The sequence below is a fragment of the Streptomyces sp. NPDC025721 genome (assembly GCF_055558595.1).
On record NZ_JBVHMF010000031.1, the window covers coordinates 1 to 14463 of the forward strand.

At 71.9% G+C, this 14463-nt stretch carries 13 protein-coding genes; 9 read left to right on the top strand and 4 right to left on the bottom strand.

The window, feature by feature from the left end; all coding sequences use genetic code 11:
• Positions 1–233: 233 nt before the first annotated feature.
• A complete protein-coding gene (locus ACZ4EF_RS31415) occupies positions 234–839 on the top strand; it encodes a YdbC family protein (protein ID WP_391049019.1) in 606 nt (201 codons plus the stop codon).
• 161 nt (positions 840–1000) lie between these two features.
• Complete coding sequence (locus tag ACZ4EF_RS31420; RefSeq protein ID WP_467507522.1) at positions 1001–1837, top strand: sigma factor-like helix-turn-helix DNA-binding protein; 837 nt, start codon at positions 1001–1003, stop codon at positions 1835–1837.
• Here the strand turns inward: ACZ4EF_RS31420 and ACZ4EF_RS31425 are convergent.
• Positions 1800–2555 (bottom strand): TetR/AcrR family transcriptional regulator, encoded by a 756-nt coding sequence (locus ACZ4EF_RS31425; RefSeq protein WP_467507524.1) that lies wholly within the window; start codon positions 2553–2555, stop codon positions 1800–1802. The genes ACZ4EF_RS31420 and ACZ4EF_RS31425 overlap by 38 nt on opposite strands.
• A gap of 72 nt (positions 2556–2627) precedes the next feature.
• Between ACZ4EF_RS31425 and ACZ4EF_RS31430 the strand changes: the two genes are divergently transcribed.
• The 5 genes from ACZ4EF_RS31430 to ACZ4EF_RS31450 all read left to right on the top strand — a co-directional run bounded on the left by ACZ4EF_RS31430 (position 2628) and on the right by ACZ4EF_RS31450 (position 6661).
• Positions 2628–3497, top strand: a complete 870-nt coding sequence (locus ACZ4EF_RS31430) for an SDR family NAD(P)-dependent oxidoreductase (protein ID WP_355338245.1) — start codon at positions 2628–2630, stop codon at positions 3495–3497.
• Between the two features lie 58 nt (positions 3498–3555).
• Positions 3556–4218 (top strand): histidine phosphatase family protein, encoded by a 663-nt coding sequence (locus ACZ4EF_RS31435; protein WP_401857237.1) that lies wholly within the window; start codon positions 3556–3558, stop codon positions 4216–4218.
• Positions 4219–4287: 69 nt separating this feature from the next.
• Complete coding sequence (locus ACZ4EF_RS31440; RefSeq protein ID WP_401311896.1) at positions 4288–5193, top strand: ADP-ribosylglycohydrolase family protein; 906 nt, start codon at positions 4288–4290, stop codon at positions 5191–5193.
• A 49-nt stretch (positions 5194–5242) separates the two neighbouring features.
• Positions 5243–5929: a ribonuclease HII gene (locus ACZ4EF_RS31445; RefSeq protein ID WP_467507527.1), complete on the top strand. Its 687-nt coding sequence runs from the start codon at positions 5243–5245 to the stop codon at positions 5927–5929.
• 54 nt (positions 5930–5983) lie between these two features.
• Entirely contained in the window at positions 5984–6661 is a 678-nt protein-coding gene (locus ACZ4EF_RS31450) for a hypothetical protein (protein ID WP_467507529.1), read from the top strand.
• Between the two features lie 3 nt (positions 6662–6664).
• Here ACZ4EF_RS31450 and ACZ4EF_RS31455 read toward each other — a convergent pair whose 3' ends face one another.
• Both ACZ4EF_RS31455 and ACZ4EF_RS31460 read right to left on the bottom strand, forming a co-directional pair.
• On the bottom strand, positions 6665–7255 hold the full coding sequence (locus tag ACZ4EF_RS31455; RefSeq protein WP_355338259.1) for a hypothetical protein: 591 nt from the start codon (positions 7253–7255) through the stop codon (positions 6665–6667).
• A gap of 196 nt (positions 7256–7451) precedes the next feature.
• Positions 7452–9632, bottom strand: coding sequence for a RecQ family ATP-dependent DNA helicase (locus ACZ4EF_RS31460; protein WP_467507531.1), 2181 nt, complete (start codon positions 9630–9632; stop codon positions 7452–7454).
• A 268-nt stretch (positions 9633–9900) separates the two neighbouring features.
• Between ACZ4EF_RS31460 and ACZ4EF_RS31465 the strand changes: the two genes are divergently transcribed.
• Positions 9901–11004: a DUF4192 domain-containing protein gene (locus ACZ4EF_RS31465; RefSeq protein WP_467507533.1), complete on the top strand. Its 1104-nt coding sequence runs from the start codon at positions 9901–9903 to the stop codon at positions 11002–11004.
• Here the strand turns inward: ACZ4EF_RS31465 and ACZ4EF_RS31470 are convergent.
• On the bottom strand, positions 10916–12226 hold the full coding sequence (locus ACZ4EF_RS31470) for an alpha/beta fold hydrolase (RefSeq protein WP_391163821.1): 1311 nt from the start codon (positions 12224–12226) through the stop codon (positions 10916–10918). The genes ACZ4EF_RS31465 and ACZ4EF_RS31470 overlap by 89 nt on opposite strands.
• Before the next feature lie 195 nt (positions 12227–12421).
• Between ACZ4EF_RS31470 and ACZ4EF_RS31475 the strand changes: the two genes are divergently transcribed.
• The gene (locus ACZ4EF_RS31475; RefSeq protein WP_467507535.1) at positions 12422–14410 is read left to right on the top strand and encodes an amylo-alpha-1,6-glucosidase; all 1989 of its coding nucleotides are present in this window, start codon (positions 12422–12424) and stop codon (positions 14408–14410) included.
• Positions 14411–14463: the final 53 nt, after the last annotated feature.

A 14463-nucleotide genomic window follows, 5' to 3' on the forward strand; every position in this document is an offset into this window, starting at 1 on the left:
TGTTCTTTTCCGCCCGCCCGCCTGCTCGCCCGTCACCCGGCCCCCAGCCGCCCGCTGCCTATGTACGGCCCCGGGGGGGGGGGGGGGGGGGGTGTGGGGGGGGGGGGGGGGGGGGGGGGGCCCCCCCCCCCCCCCCCCCCCCCACCGCCCTTTTCCGGCCCTTCCGGTCCCTCACGCGATTGCCTCCCCCGCACAGGGACGATCTCCGGCGTCAACGCCACTACGATGGCGCGGTGTTGGTGAAGTGGATGCGCTGCGGGGTTGTGGATCAGGCGGGGTTCGACCGGGGGCAGCGCAGGTGGGCGGCGCTCAAGGACCAGCCCGGCTTCCGAGGGCAGGGCGGCGGCTGGAGCCGTGCCCAGCCCGGAATGGCGCATCTCTTCGCCTTCTGGGACAGCCGGCGGTCCTACGACGCCTTCATGGCCGGGCCGCACGACGGGATCGCCGCGTCGCAGGGCGACACCTACGAGATGCTCGCGGTGAATCTCTTCGAGCACCGGCTGGACGTCAAGGTCGGCTTTGAACCGACCTTCGCCGACGTCGATGTCCTGCGCGTCGCCCTGTGCAAAGTGCGGCCGGACCGTGTCGACCACTTCACATCGATGCAGCAACGGGTGTGGAATCCCGCCATGGCGGGTTCTCCCGGCATGCTGCGCGGCGTCTTCGGTCAGGGTCCGGGAAACGACTTCCTGGTGCTGTCCATGTGGAATTCGGCGACGGAGCGCGGTAAATACCGCGAAGGAGCGGTGACGCGGCTGTCGGAGCGCGCCGAACTCGACACCGATGTGGTGTCCGTGGCGGGTGACGTGGTGGATGTGGTGCAGGGGTGGACGGTCTGAGAGCGGATGGCTCGGGTGACACGGGTGGTGCCGACCACGCGCCGGATATAGGCCGCGCTGTCACGGGTGGGGCGGAAGTCGCCGCTGTGACAGCAGTGGCGGCCGACGATACGCAAGCCCTTTCCTCGCACCAGGTGCGGCTTTTCGGGGCCGCTTATCGGATGCTCGGATCGGCGTGCGCGGCGGACGAGGTCGTACGGCACGCGCTCACCCGTACGGCCGACACCGACGCGGGCGACGCGCTGCCCGAGCTGGTCCGCGAGGTCTTCGGCGCGATACGAGCCGTGCCCGAGCAGGCGGCGCGGCACCGGCGTGAAGCGCACGCGGGCTCCTGGCTGCCGGAACCGGTGCTCACCGAGGGCGGCGCCCTGGGCGCCCTGGGCGCTCTGGAGACGGTCGAGAGCCGGGAATCGGTGTCCATGGCGCGGCTGGTCGCGCTGGAACGCCTGTCGTCGGCCGAGCGGGCCGCGTACGTCCTGCGGGAGACCTTCGGCTACGGGTCGGCGGAAACCGCCGTCGTCCTCGGACTGCCCGAAGTGCAGTGCCGCGCCCTGCGGCGCCGGGCACGGCAACGGGTGCGGGAGTCCGCCACCGGCGTTGACCTGCCCTGGCCGCAGCGGCGGCAGCTGGCCGAGGACCTGATGCGGGCCGCTTCGCACGCGGACCAGCAGGCGCTGGCGGAACTGCTCGCCGACGACGTGGTGGCCTGGTCGGACGGCGGCGGTGTCCCCGGGACGGCCCGGCGTCCCGCCCTGGGAGCCGCCAAAGTGGCCCGTTTCCTGGCCGGACTGATCAGCCAGGCACCGGCGGGAACGCGCGGCCGGATCGTCGAGATCAACGGCGACGCGGCGGTGCTGGCGACGACCGGGGATGTCGTGGTGGCCGTCGTGGCGCCGGAGTTCGGGCCGCAGGGGCTGGTCGGCATCCGCACGGTGGCCGATCCGGGACGACTGGTGTTCCTCAACCGACAGTGGGCGCGGCGGGGGTTGCGGCGCTGACCGGTGCCTGCTCTTTCGCCTGCGCGCTCACCTGCTCTTTCGCCTGCGCGCTCACCTGCTCGTTCGCCGATGAGGCCGCGCCTGTGCTCGCGTCTACGCTTGTGGTCGCGCGTGCCCCGGTGGGTCCGTCCGCGCTCAGCAGCTTTGCCAGGGCGGTGGTGATCTGTTCCCCCAGGCTCGCGTCCACCGGCGCGTGGTGGCCGATCAGCCGGTACCACATGGCACCGAAGGCGAAGTCGACCGCGAGCTCCAGCGTCCGGTCCTCCCCGGCCAGTTCACCGCGCTCCACCCCGCGGGCCAGGAGCGCGCGGAGCGCCTGCCGCCGAGGCCCGATCACCGTGGACTGGAGCCGCTGTGAGAGGTCCGGGTCGTGCTGGGCGTCGGCCATCAGTCCGACCAGGGCCTTGCCGGTGAGTTTGCGGGTGAGCACGAAGGTGGCGTCGAGCAGCGTACGGACGTCGCGCAGCGTGTCGCCGCTGTCGGGGTCCAGGTGCTCCGCCTTGCGCAGACCCAGGTCGCGCAGGGCGTCGAGCAGGACGTCCTGCTTGGCGGGCCACCAGCGGTACACGGTCTGGCGGCCGACCCCCGCGCTCTCCGCGATGCCCTTCATGGTCAGGGCCTGATAACCGCCGTCCTGGCAGAGCCGCAGGGCCGCGTCGAGCACGGCGCGGCGGGCGGTCTCGCTGCGGGGTCTGCCCCGCGCGGGTGTCTCGTCCACGAATCCACTTTACAAGGCATGGTGTCTCGCATACTCTTAACGAGTCAGCATGTCTCGTAAATGGAGCTCGCAATGAACGAACGCGTTGTCGGCGGCCGGGGGGAGCGCCCCGAGGGCAAGGCCGAAACCGACTCCCGGCGGACGATCCTGATCACCGGTTCCACGGACGGCCTGGGTCGCTGGCTCGCCATACGCCTCGCGACCGACGGAGCCCGTGTGCTGATCCATGGCCGCGACGCCCGCCGGGCCGAGGAGGTTCGCGACGCCATACGGGAGGCGACGGGTGAGGACCGCGCGGAGGTGCTGCTCGCCGACGTCTCCGATCTCGGGCAGGTCGACCGGCTCGCCGACGAGGTGCTGGCCCGTGCCGACCGGCTGGACGTGCTGGTCAACAACGCGGGAATCGGGACCGCCTCGCCGGGCGGAGCGCGGGAGGCGGACGAGCACGGCGTGGAGCGGCGGTTCGCGGTGAACTACCTGGCGGGGTACCGGCTCACGCACCGGCTCCTGCCCCTGCTGACGGCGTCGGCGCCGTCCCGCATCGTCAACGTCGCCTCCGCGGGTCAGCAGGCGATCGACTTCGGCGACCCGATGCTGACCAAGGACTACGAGGGCGGGCGGGCGTACACGCAGAGCAAGCTCGCACAGGTCATGTTCACCTTCGACCTGGCCGAGGCGTTGAAAGGCACCGGTGTGACGGTGAATGCGCTGCATCCGGCCACGTACATGGACACCACCATGGTCAGAGAGGGAGGCATAGCGCCGTGGAGCTCGGTGGAGGAGGGCGGGGAGGCGACCTTGCGGCTCATCGAAGGCACCGATGTCGGCACCGGCCGCTACTTCAACGGCACCCGGGAAGCCAGGGCCGACCGGCAGGCGTACGACGGGGACGCCCGACGTCGGCTGCGGGAGCTGTCGGAGGAGCTGACGGCGCGACTGTGAGGCGGATGACCCCCGGATCAGCGCGCCGGAGCGACAGTCGCGCAATAGGCTGATCGTCATGGGACGCCCTCGCCGCATTGTGCTCATTCGGCACGGCGAGTCCCAGGGAAACAGGGACGACACCATTTACGAGCGGGTGCCGGACCACGCCCTGGAACTCACCGCCACCGGCCTTCAACAGGCGAGGGAGGCGGGAACGGGCTTGCGTGAGCTGTTCGGCGAGGAACGGGTCCAGGCATTCGTCTCTCCGTACCGCCGCACCTGGCACACCTTCCGGGCACTGGGGCTCGACCCCCGGCTGACCCGGGCCAAGGAGGAGCCGCGCCTGCGGGAACAGGACTGGGGAAACTGGCAGGACGTCGAGGACATCCAGCGGCAGCGCAAAGCCCGCGACGCCTACGGCCACTTCTTCTACCGCTTCGCGATGGGGGAGAGCGGCGCGGACGTCTACGACCGGGTCGGGGCCTTCCTGGAGACGCTGTACCGCGCCTTCGACAAGGAGGACTTCCCGCCGAACGTGCTGGTGGTCACCCACGGGCTGACGATGCGGTTGTTCTGCATGCGCTGGTTCCACTGGACGGTGGAGGAGTTCGAGGCGCTGTCCAACCCCGACAACGCCGAGACCCGCACACTCCTGCTCGGCCCCTCCGGCGGCTATACCCTGGACCGGCCGTTCGCGAGGTGGCGGACGCCCGGCCCGCCTGGCGGCGGGGAGTGGTGAAGTCGGCCGGTGACTTTGGGCACACGGAGATTGACCGGGATTGAACACGATGTCAGAGTTTCCGACGCCATGACCCCTCACACCACTGAAACCGACCGCGCCGCGCGCGCCGTGGCCAGCCTCCGCGGGCTGGCCGTGGGCGACGCCCTGGGCTCGCAGTTCTTCGTCCCCGCCAACTACCCGGCACTTCAGAACGGCCAACTGCCACCCGGCACATGGGGGTGGACGGACGACACGGAGATGGCCTGCTCGGTGGTCTCCGTGCTGATCAAGCACGGACGCGTCGACCAGGACGCCCTGGCCCACTCCTTCGCCGAGCACCACGACTTCGACCGCGGCTACGGCCCGGCTGTCAACCGGATGCTGCGGCTGATCCGCCAGGAAGGCGGCGACTGGCGGGAACTCGCGGCCGGCCTGTTCAACGGGCAGGGCTCGTGGGGCAATGGCGCCGCGATGCGGGTCGCGCCCCTTGGTGCCTGGTACGCGGGTGACGCCGTCCAGGCCACCCACCAGGCGGAGATCTCCGCCTACACGACGCATCAGCACCGTGAGGCGGTCGTCGGGGCCATGGCGGTCGCCGCCGCAGCGGCCCTCGTCGCCGACCCCACGGGACCCCAGGCCCCGTCCGACCTCCTCGGCGCGGTTCTCGACCTCGTACCGCGCAGCGCGGTGCACGCGGGCATCCGACGGGCCAGGGACATGCTCGACTACGCGGACGTCGCCACAGTGGCCGCCGTGCTGGGCTGCGGGCGGCGCACCAGCGCCCATGACACCGTGCCCTTCGCCCTGTGGGCGGCGGCCCGCCATCTCGACGACTACGAGCAGGCGTTCTGGACCACCGCCAGGGCCGGTGGAGATGTGGACACGACCTGCGCGATCGTCGGCGGCATCGTCGCGTCCCGGCCGGGCGGCCAACCGCCGGTCGACTGGCGGGAGCGGACCGAAGTCCTCCCGGACTGGGCGTTGTCCGACTGACCGACCACCGTGGGACGGCGTGAAGCAGCGGGGTAGGCTTGGTACTGCCATGCCGTACGAACCACCCACCCACAGCGTCGAACGCTCCCTTCGTGCCACTCTCGGGGCGCGGACCGTGGCGGGTGTGGACGAAGTCGGCCGCGGCGCCTGGGCCGGACCCGTCACCGTGTGCGCCGCTGTCACCGGACTGCGTCGCGCGCCCGAGGGGTTGACCGACTCCAAGCTGATCACCCCCAAGCGCCGGGCCCGACTGGCCGCCGTCCTCGGCGACTGGGTCACCTCCTACGCCCTCGGGCACGCCTCACCCGAGGAGATCGACGACCTCGGGATGACGGCCGCGCTCCGGCTGGCGGCCGTACGCGCGTTGGAGGGACTGCCGGACCGGCCGGACGCGGTGATCCTCGACGGCAAGCACAATTACCTCGGCGGTTCCTGGAAGGTCAGGACCGTGATCAAGGGCGACCAGTCCTGCGTCGCGGTCGCCGCCGCGTCCGTCATCGCCAAAGTGCAGCGGGACACGGCGATGGCCGAACTAGGCGCGGACTACACGCCGTTCGCCTTCGCCGACAACGCCGGATATCCGTCACCTGTTCACCGTGCGGCCCTGGAGGAGTTGGGGCCCACCGCGCAGCACCGGATGTCGTGGTCGTATCTGGACGCGCTGCCCCGCTGGCAGCACCTCAAGAAGGTCCGTCAGCCGGTCGAGTCAGGGGAACAACTCGGTTTCGATTTCTGATCCACACGCCACCCCCCGCTGCGCATCCGTGCGGCATTTGATAGACATCAACTCATGCCTCTCATCCCCGAGGAGCCTCAGATTCACGAGAGCGTCCCGGGTCCCCGTACAGCTCCGGCCACCGGCCGCAGTGCGTCGACCCCCCGTCCTGTCCCCGGTCCGCCGCGGCCCGCAGCGCCGCGTCCCGCGCCGCCGAGGGAAGCCGCCGCAGGCGTCGGTCCGGGCCGTCACGGCCCCGCCCGTCCCATCGGTACCCCTGGTCCCGCCGCACCCTCCGGCCCGGTGACCCCGGCCGCGACGGCGGTTCCTCCCACCGTGCCGCAGCAGCGCGCCCAAGAGCCCGCCGCGGCCCAGATCCAAATTATCCCCGCGCCGACCGACGGTGCGCTCGACGCCGCCGACGAGACGGTCGACCTGCTGCTTGACACGGGTCGGGCACCCGGCGAGATCCTGGTTCTCACCACCGGTGACCAGCACCCGTGGGCGGCGCACGAACTCACCTTCGGCGAAGCGTCCTACTGGGCGCAGTACGACGCGGCCGACGACGTCTTCTACGCAGACATCTCCGCCGAACGCACCACCGGGCGACCGGTCGTGGTCGTCGCCGTCAACGGCGGCAGCGACGACACGCTGCCGAGGGCGCTGGCGGGCGCACTGGCCAATGCGGGCGTCCTGCTGATCGTCTGCGGCGACCCGGCCAGGGTCAATTCCCTGCTGGGCGCCAGCGCCTGACCGTCAGCGCGCGGCCGCGCGGCGAAGAGCCTGCGTCGTCCCACCGGGGATGCCGTGCGCCGCGTCGCCCGGCCGCCGCGACCAGGAAGCGGCGTTCGGTGTGCGGCCGACGCGGTTCTCGCCGATCACATTCCAGCCATCGGCGGTCAGGGTGACGTACGACCCGGAGCGAAGGCCGTGCAGGGTGCAGGCGTCACGCAGCCCCCACATCCACGCCCCGTCCTCCTCGGTCCAGCCGGGACCACCGTCCCGGCAGACCATCAGGACAGCGGTGCGTACCGGTTTGCGCAGTCGCAGATCGTGCGGGATGACGCGGCGCAGGTGCGAGAGCAGCGCATTGCGCCGCTCCCAGCCGTCGACCACCCCGCTGCGGGCGGTGAAGGAGGCGCTGGCCCGGATCCGGCCGTCCGGGTCGTACACCGCGATCACCGCGGTGGACGGGGACGGCAGGTGCCGAGCGTGCAGGTCCTTGATCACGTCACGCGGATTGGCCAGCAAAGGTACGCCGATGCCTGCCCATTCGGCCGGCTCCAGAGTGCGCGACGCGAGGGAAGTTGCGGCGGAGGACGTCTCCGGAACGAAGCCGATGGTCACGGTCCTCCTTTCATGGATGCACCCGTAGACCGGGCGCGGGCGCACGCCGGTCAGATGGCTCGATGAGCCGATAGGGGATCCGGCATCAATTCTCGCTCCCGTATTGCCCCGCGGCAACGGGCAATTGAAGCCGCCGACCGGTATGGACCTGTCCGCCGCTTAGATCCTGTCCCGTCCGGCGCCTCGCCACGCACATTCACCCCTGAACGGCCAGGACCAGCGGGAAGACAGCCGTCGCACCGGCCCGCCGCAGCAGCCTGGCCAGGACCGCCAGTGTCCAGCCCGTGTCGGAGAGATCGTCGACCAGCAGCACGGGACCGGGATTCGCCTGAAGGGCCGCGGCCAACTCCTGCGGTACGACGAAAGCCCCGTGCAGGGCGCGTACCCGCTGTGCGCTGTTACTGCGCGGTACGCCGCCCGGGTCTCCCTGATCCGCGTACTCGACCCGGCCGAGCAGGGGCATTCTGCCGACCTCGGCGATACGGGTGCTGAGCGATTCCACCAGCACGCCGTGGCGGCGAGAGGCGACACCGACCACGCCGACCGGGCGTGCGGGGGCGTCCGGCGCGCCGCTGGCCCAACCGCCGGGCCCCTTGGCCCAGTCGGCGAGCACCTGGATCACGGCGTCCACCGCTTCCGGCGAAACCGGCTGGTCGACGGCTCCTTCGGCGAACAGCGGCCGCAGCCGGTTGCCCCACCCGATGTCGGACAGACGGCCCAACGCCCGCCCGGTGGACGCCTGTTCCGTCGCCGGAATACGCCCCTTGAGCGCGACCCCGATCGCCTCGAGACCGGTCGGCCACATCTTGCGTGCTTCCAGCTCGACTCCGGGGCGCCCGAGCGCCGCGCGTGCCGCGTCCAGCGCGGCGTTCGAGACCTCCAGCGGGAAGCGCGCGCCCGCGCAGTTGTCGCAGCGTCCGCAGGGCGCGGCCTGCTCGTCGTCCAACTGCCGGCGCAGGAACTCCATCCGGCATCCGGTGGTGGTCGCGTAGTCCCGCATGGCCTGCTGCTCGGTCTCGCGCTGGCGGGCCACCCACGCGTACCGCTCGGTGTCGTACGCCCACGGCTGCCCGGTCGCCGTCCAGCCGCCGCGCACCCGGTGCACCGCGCCGTCGACGTCCAGCACCTTCAGCATGATCTCCAGGCGGGAGCGGCGCAGATCGACGCGTGTTTCCAGCGCGGGGATGGACACCGGGCGGTCGGAGGCCGCGAGCACTTCCAGGGTGCGGCGCACCTGCTCCTCGGGCGGGAAGGCGAGCGACGCGAAATACCGCCAGATCGACTCGTCCTCGCGCCCGGGCAGGAGCAGGACCTCGGCGTGGTCGACGCCGCGTCCGGCGCGGCCCACCTGCTGGTAGTAGGCGATCGGCGACGAGGGCGATCCGACGTGCACGACGAATCCGAGGTCGGGCTTGTCGAAGCCCATGCCCAGGGCCGAGGTGGCCACGAGTGCCTTGACACGGTTGGCGAGCAGATCCGCCTCGGCCGCCTGCCGGTCCGCGTTCTCGGTCTTCCCCGAATAGGAGGCGACGGGGAAGCCGCGCTGCCGCAGGAACGCGGTGATCTCGTCGGCCGCCGCCACGGTGAGGGTGTAGATGATGCCGGAGCCCGGAAGCGTTTCGAGGTGGTCGGCCAGCCAGGCCAGCCGGTGGGCGGCGTCGGGCAGTCGCAGCACGCCGAGCGACAGGCTCTCGCGGTCCAGCGGCCCGCGCAGGATGAGGGCGCCTTCCTGATCGGCCCCGGTGGCGCCGGTACCGAGCTGCTCCGCGACGTCGGCGGTCACACGGGCGTTGGCGGTGGCCGTGGTCGCCAGCACGGGGACGCCGGGCGGCAGATCGGCGAGCATCGTCCTCAGCCGTCGGTAGTCCGGGCGGAAGTCGTGACCCCAGTCCGAGATGCAGTGCGCCTCGTCGACGACGAGCAGGCCGGTGGTGGCGGCGAGCTTGGGCAGCACCTGATCGCGGAAGTCCGGGTTGTTGAGGCGTTCCGGGCTGACGAGCAGGACATCCACCTCGCCCGCCGCGACCTCCGCCTCGATCTCGCCCCACTCCTCGGTGTTGGACGAGTTGATCGTGCGGGCCCGGATGCCCGCGCGTGCGGCGGCTTCCACCTGGTTGCGCATGAGGGCCAGCAGCGGCGAGACGATGACCGTCGGGCCGCTGCCCCGCTCGCGCAGCAGCGCCGTGGCCACGAAGTACACGGCCGACTTCCCCCAGCCGGTGCGCTGGACGACCAGCGTTCTGCGGCCGTGCGCGACCAGCGACTCGACGGCGAGCCACTGGTCCTCGCGGAGCCGTGCGGTGCCCGGCTTGGCGCCGACGAGTCGGCTCAGTACGGTGTCGGCCGCGGAACGCAGCGCGGTGGGGGTCTCGGTCATGCCCCCATGCAACCTGATCGCACCGACATCGCGCCAACCCCGCTCCGTGGCCTGTGGATAACTCCACCGAAAGTTATCCACAGGTTTTTGGGGGGTCTGGTGTGATTCGCGCGATTACGGCATCGTCGATCTCATGACACAGAGCAACGAGATTCAGCATGGAGAGTCATCATCCGAAGCGGCCGACGTCAAAGTCACCTTGCGCGGGCCCGCCGACCTGGCCGACGCATTGCCGTACTTGATGGGTTTTCATCCCAATGACTCCGTCGTGCTCGTCGCACTGCACGGCGAGCACGGCCGCTTCGGCGGCCGACTGCGACTGGGCCTGCCGGAGGACCCGAGTGAGTGGCCGGAGACCGCCGACCAACTCGCCGACTGCCTCGTGAGGAACAGCACCCGTCGCGGTGGGCGACCCGACGCCATCGTGCTGTTCCTGTGCCGGGACCCGCGTGAAGGAGAGCGCGCGTCGGCCGTGATGGAAAGGCTGAGGCCGCTCGCCCAGCGGATCCGGGTGGCCTGCGGGGCGCTGGACGTGCCCGTCGTCGAGGCGTTGTGCGTCTCGGCCGGCCGTTGGTGGTCCTACTGCCGCCCCGCGGAGACCGTCCCGGCGGAGGGAACGGTCCTGGCTCCGCCCGGCCGGTCCACGATGGCGGCGGCCAGCGCCTACGCGGGAATCCCGGCGCCGGGTTCGCTGCGGGACATGGAAGCCAGGCTGAAGCCGTCCGAGGCGCGGAATCGTGATCACGAGATCGCCCTCGACGCGGCCTGCGCCGAATTGGTGCCCCGCATGCTCGACGACGGTGACTGCGAGAGCGTCCGGCAGCGAACACTCGCCCTGGCCCGTGCGGCACTTGAGAAGTTCCGCTCCGCGCCGCGGATCGACGATCCCGCACGTGCGGACCGGCGGGACGACCGGCTCCTCGCCGACAACGAGGCCGCGGCGGTCATCCTCGGCCTCCAGGACCGCACGGCACGCGACCGCGCCGCCGAATGGATGGAGCCCGAGCGGGCGGACGCCGCCCTTCGACTGTGGCGGGCGCTCGCCCGGCGCTGCGCAGGACCGTACGCGGACCATGCCGCGGCCCCGCTCGCCCTGGCGGGCTGGGTCGCCTGGTCCTCGGGCGACGAGGCCGAGGCGCGGGTCGCCCTCGGCCTCGCGCTGGACCTCGAACCCCACTACACCTTCGCGCGGTTGCTCCACCACTCCGTCAACGAGGGTCTGGACCCTGAGCTGTTGCGGCGGAGCCTGCGGCAGGAGCGGCGGCAGCGCGTGATCGCCTCGACTACAGCTCGCCGCGGGCCAGTCGGATCAGCCGGTCGAGGACCCGGCCGCCACTCACCCGGAGACCGTCGTGTTCGAACTCGTCGGTGACCCAGGTCCGCAGCCCGCGCACCGCACGCGCGGTGGCCAGCGAGTGGGCGGTGTCGACGTACATGTCGTCGTGGTAGATCGCCGCCGCCACCGGAATCTCATTGGCCGCCAACTGGCGGGTGTCATAGAGGTCCGGCCACTTCTCGCGGCGCGCGACAAGCTCCGCCGTCTCGCGCAGTGGTGCGAGCGCCGGATCGGACGTGAACATCCACGGATGGATGCTCTCTCCCGTGAACAGCACGGGAGCGTCCCCTGCCAGCGCGCGCTCGGCGTCGAACCGCGGGAATTCACCACGGACGGCCTCGGCGGCCCAGCCGGTGCCGTGAGGAGAGACGGACCCCTGTCCGTAGACCGACTCGTGCAGCACCGCGTAAAGGGGATTCGCGGCGAAGGACAGATGCTGCTGGACCTGGGAGAGAAAGGAGTCGGAGAAGACGGGACCGGAGGGACCCGTCACGAACGCGTACTCCAGCAGGTAGTGCAGGGTGTGCGAACCGGTGCCGGTGCCGAGCATGAGACCGAGGGACTGGAACGCCTCAGGTGTGAGGCGGCCTCCGCCGGGCAGCGACACCGCCTCGTCGCGCAGGCGGCGGACGATGGTGCGCACCGTCTCGACGTCTTCGGGGTAACGGGCGTAGTGACCGGCGTTCTTGCGCTCGATGCGGGGATAGGCGGCGCGGTAGACGGCCTCGGCGGTCACATCAAGACCCGGCAGGCCGCCCGTGACGAACACCTCCCGCAGACCTTCGGGCGCCGACGACAGATAGGTGACCGCGCAGAAGCCGCCGAAACTCTGGCCCAGCACGCTCCAGCACGCGTCCTCTCCGAGGAGCTGACGCCTGATGAATTCGCAGTCCCGGACAATCGAGTCGGCCCTGAAGTACGACAGGTAGTGCGCCTGGGCGGCGGCGTCGCCACGGGTGGGCAGCGTCTGGCGGGTGGCGGGCGTGGAGCGCCCGGTGCCACGCTGGTCGAGCAGCAGCACCCGGAAGTCGTCGAGCGCGCGCGGCAGCCAGCCGTCCCGTCCCAGCGGGCGCGGCGAGCCGAAGCCCGGACCGCCCTGGAGATACAGCAGCCAAGGCAACGACTCGCGCTCCCGGCCAGCCGCCACGACCTCGCGGGCGTAGACCTCGATCCGCTCCCCGTCCGGGGAGGAGTGATCGAGCGGTACGGCAAACGTGTGGTCGGTGATGACGGTGCCTGGCTGGCGGTGGACGGTCATGGAGTCTCTTTTCGGGGGTGCGGGCCGTGCGGGGAGCCGGGCCTCCCGTTCAGGAACGGTAGACGGGCCGTGACCTGTGCGCTCGGCGGGGCGTTCACCCGGCGTGCAGCACTCTCCCGGAAGACGAATCCCGTACGAGCGGGCGGCGGCTCCGGCCGTCGCCCGGGCCGCACGCGCGGCGAAGGACGGAGCCCGGTGAGCACGCCGCCGGTCGTCGCACCGCGCCGGGCGGCACCCGGCCCGGTACCCGTCCACGACGCCGTCATCTGCGTGGCGGCGCCGGCCCTCGCGGTGTCCGCACAGCACGGGCAGATGCGCGGCGACGGTCTGGACGGCTTCTACCGCGACGGCAGGCGACTGCTGAGCCGCTGCGAGCTGACGGTCGCGGGAGCCGAACCGGTGACCGTGCAGGCCAGGCTGCTCGACGCGGGACGGGCACGTTTCCTGGCGGTCGTCCGGACACCCGGCGACCGTGGCCCCGACCCGGTCGTCACGGTGGAGCGCGTCAGGACCGCCGAGGGCGGTGAGCGGATCACGTTCGCCAACGCGGGGCCGGTACGGGTGGCGCTGCCCGTCGAGATCGCGTTCGGCACGGATCTCGCGGCGCTCTCCGCGGTGGCCGCAGGGCAGGCCGGGGCGGATCTGACGGCCGGCGTCAGCGGCTCGGGGCTGCGCTGGTCGAGCGGCGGGGAATCGGCGCGGGTCACCGCGACTCCCGCGCCGGACGCGGCGCTGGGCGCGTCGGGACTGCTGAGGTGGGACCTGGAGGTGGCGCCGGGAGCGGCACGGACGATCGAGCTGCGAGTGGAGCCGGCACCGGCGGCCACGGCGGCGGGCAGCGCGCGGGCACCGGTCGGCGACAGACCGCCGCCGATGTGGGCCGACGCGCGGCTGGAGGGCGACGACCCCAGAGCCGGTGTCCTGCTGGACGCCTCGCTCGGGGACGCACAGGCCCTGCTGCTCCGCGCGCCGGAACATCCCGCCGACCTCTACGTCGCGGCCGGGGCGCCCTGGCGGATGGGGCTGGCCCCCGCGGACGCGTTGTGGGCGGCGCGAATGCTGCTGCCGTTCGGCACGCGGCTGGCGGCGGGCACGCTCCGCATGCTTGCCAGGTTGCAGGACCCCGCGACGGGCCGTGTGCCCGGAGTGCCGCGGCACTCCGGACCGCACCTGCCGCCGCTGGATTCGGGCGTGGAGGCGACGCTGCTCTTCGTGACCGTGCTGGCCGAGGCCCGACGCTGGGGGCTTCCGGCCCGCGAGGTGGAGCCGTTGCTCCCGGCGGCGGAGCGGTGCCTCGGCTGGATGCGGGCGGCGACGACGGATTCCGGCCTTGTCGTGGACCCGTCGGCGGACGGTCCGGTGCGGGCGGAGGTACAGGCGTACGCGTATCGCGCGGCGGTGCAGGGTGCGGATCTGCTCGACGCCCACGAACGGAGTGGGGCGGACGGCTGGCGGGAGTACGCGGCGGCGCTGCGGGCGGGCTTCCGGCGGGGATTCTGGCTGGAGGATCCGGGCGGTGGGCGGCCCGCGCTGGCGCTGGCCGCCGGGGGAAGACCGGTGCCGGTGCTGTCCTCGTCGCTCGCGCACCTCCTCGACACCGGGCTGCTCGGCGAAGGGGCGCTCGCTCCCGGGTTGTTGGACAAGGGGCAGACGGAACAGCTCGGCAAGCTGTTCGCCGCGCCGGACATGAACTCCGGCTGGGGTCTGCGGACGATGTCGGCGAAGACGCCCGGCTTCAGCCCCTTCGGCCACCGCGGAGGCGCGGTGCGCGTCCATGAGACGGCGCTCGCCGTGTCCGGACTCGCCGCGGCGGGGCTGGAGCAGGAGGCGTCCGCGTTGGTGGGCGGGGTGCTGGACGCTGCGGCGGAGTTCGGACTGCGGATGCCGGAGATATACGGGGGCGAGCAGCGTTATGCGGGCGGTGCGCCATGCCCGCACCCCATGGCGTGCCGTCCGGCGGCGGTCGCGGCGGCCGGGGCCGTCCATCTGCTGACGGCGCTCGCCGGGGTGCGGCCGGACGCGCCGGGCGGCACGGTGGCGGTCCGGCCGATCAGCGCCGCGCCGCTGGGAGCCGTGCATCTGACGGGGTTGCGGGTCGCGGAGCAGCCGTTCTCCGTTCGGGTCAGCCGTCTGGGGATGGCCATGATCGAGGAGGCGGCGCCGGGACTGCGCCTCGGGACCTGACCATGGGCGGGGACCGAGCGGGGAGGGACGGGAAAACGTATCGATCCGATAGG

Excerpts from the sequence above, each read along its gene's own strand:
- ACZ4EF_RS31420 (WP_467507522.1), top strand. The coding sequence starts at position 1,001 with ATGCTCGGATCGGCGTGCGCGGCGGACGAGGTCGTACGGCACGCGCTC.
- ACZ4EF_RS31430 (WP_355338245.1), top strand. The coding sequence starts at position 2,628 with ATGAACGAACGCGTTGTCGGCGGCCGGGGGGAGCGCCCCGAGGGCAAG.
- ACZ4EF_RS31435 (WP_401857237.1), top strand. The coding sequence starts at position 3,556 with ATGGGACGCCCTCGCCGCATTGTGCTCATTCGGCACGGCGAGTCCCAG.
- ACZ4EF_RS31440 (WP_401311896.1), top strand. The coding sequence starts at position 4,288 with ATGACCCCTCACACCACTGAAACCGACCGCGCCGCGCGCGCCGTGGCC.
- ACZ4EF_RS31445 (WP_467507527.1), top strand. The coding sequence starts at position 5,243 with ATGCCGTACGAACCACCCACCCACAGCGTCGAACGCTCCCTTCGTGCC.
- ACZ4EF_RS31450 (WP_467507529.1), top strand. The coding sequence starts at position 5,984 with ATGCCTCTCATCCCCGAGGAGCCTCAGATTCACGAGAGCGTCCCGGGT.
- ACZ4EF_RS31460 (WP_467507531.1), bottom strand. The coding sequence starts at position 9,632 with ATGACCGAGACCCCCACCGCGCTGCGTTCCGCGGCCGACACCGTACTG.
- ACZ4EF_RS31470 (WP_391163821.1), bottom strand. The coding sequence starts at position 12,226 with ATGACCGTCCACCGCCAGCCAGGCACCGTCATCACCGACCACACGTTT.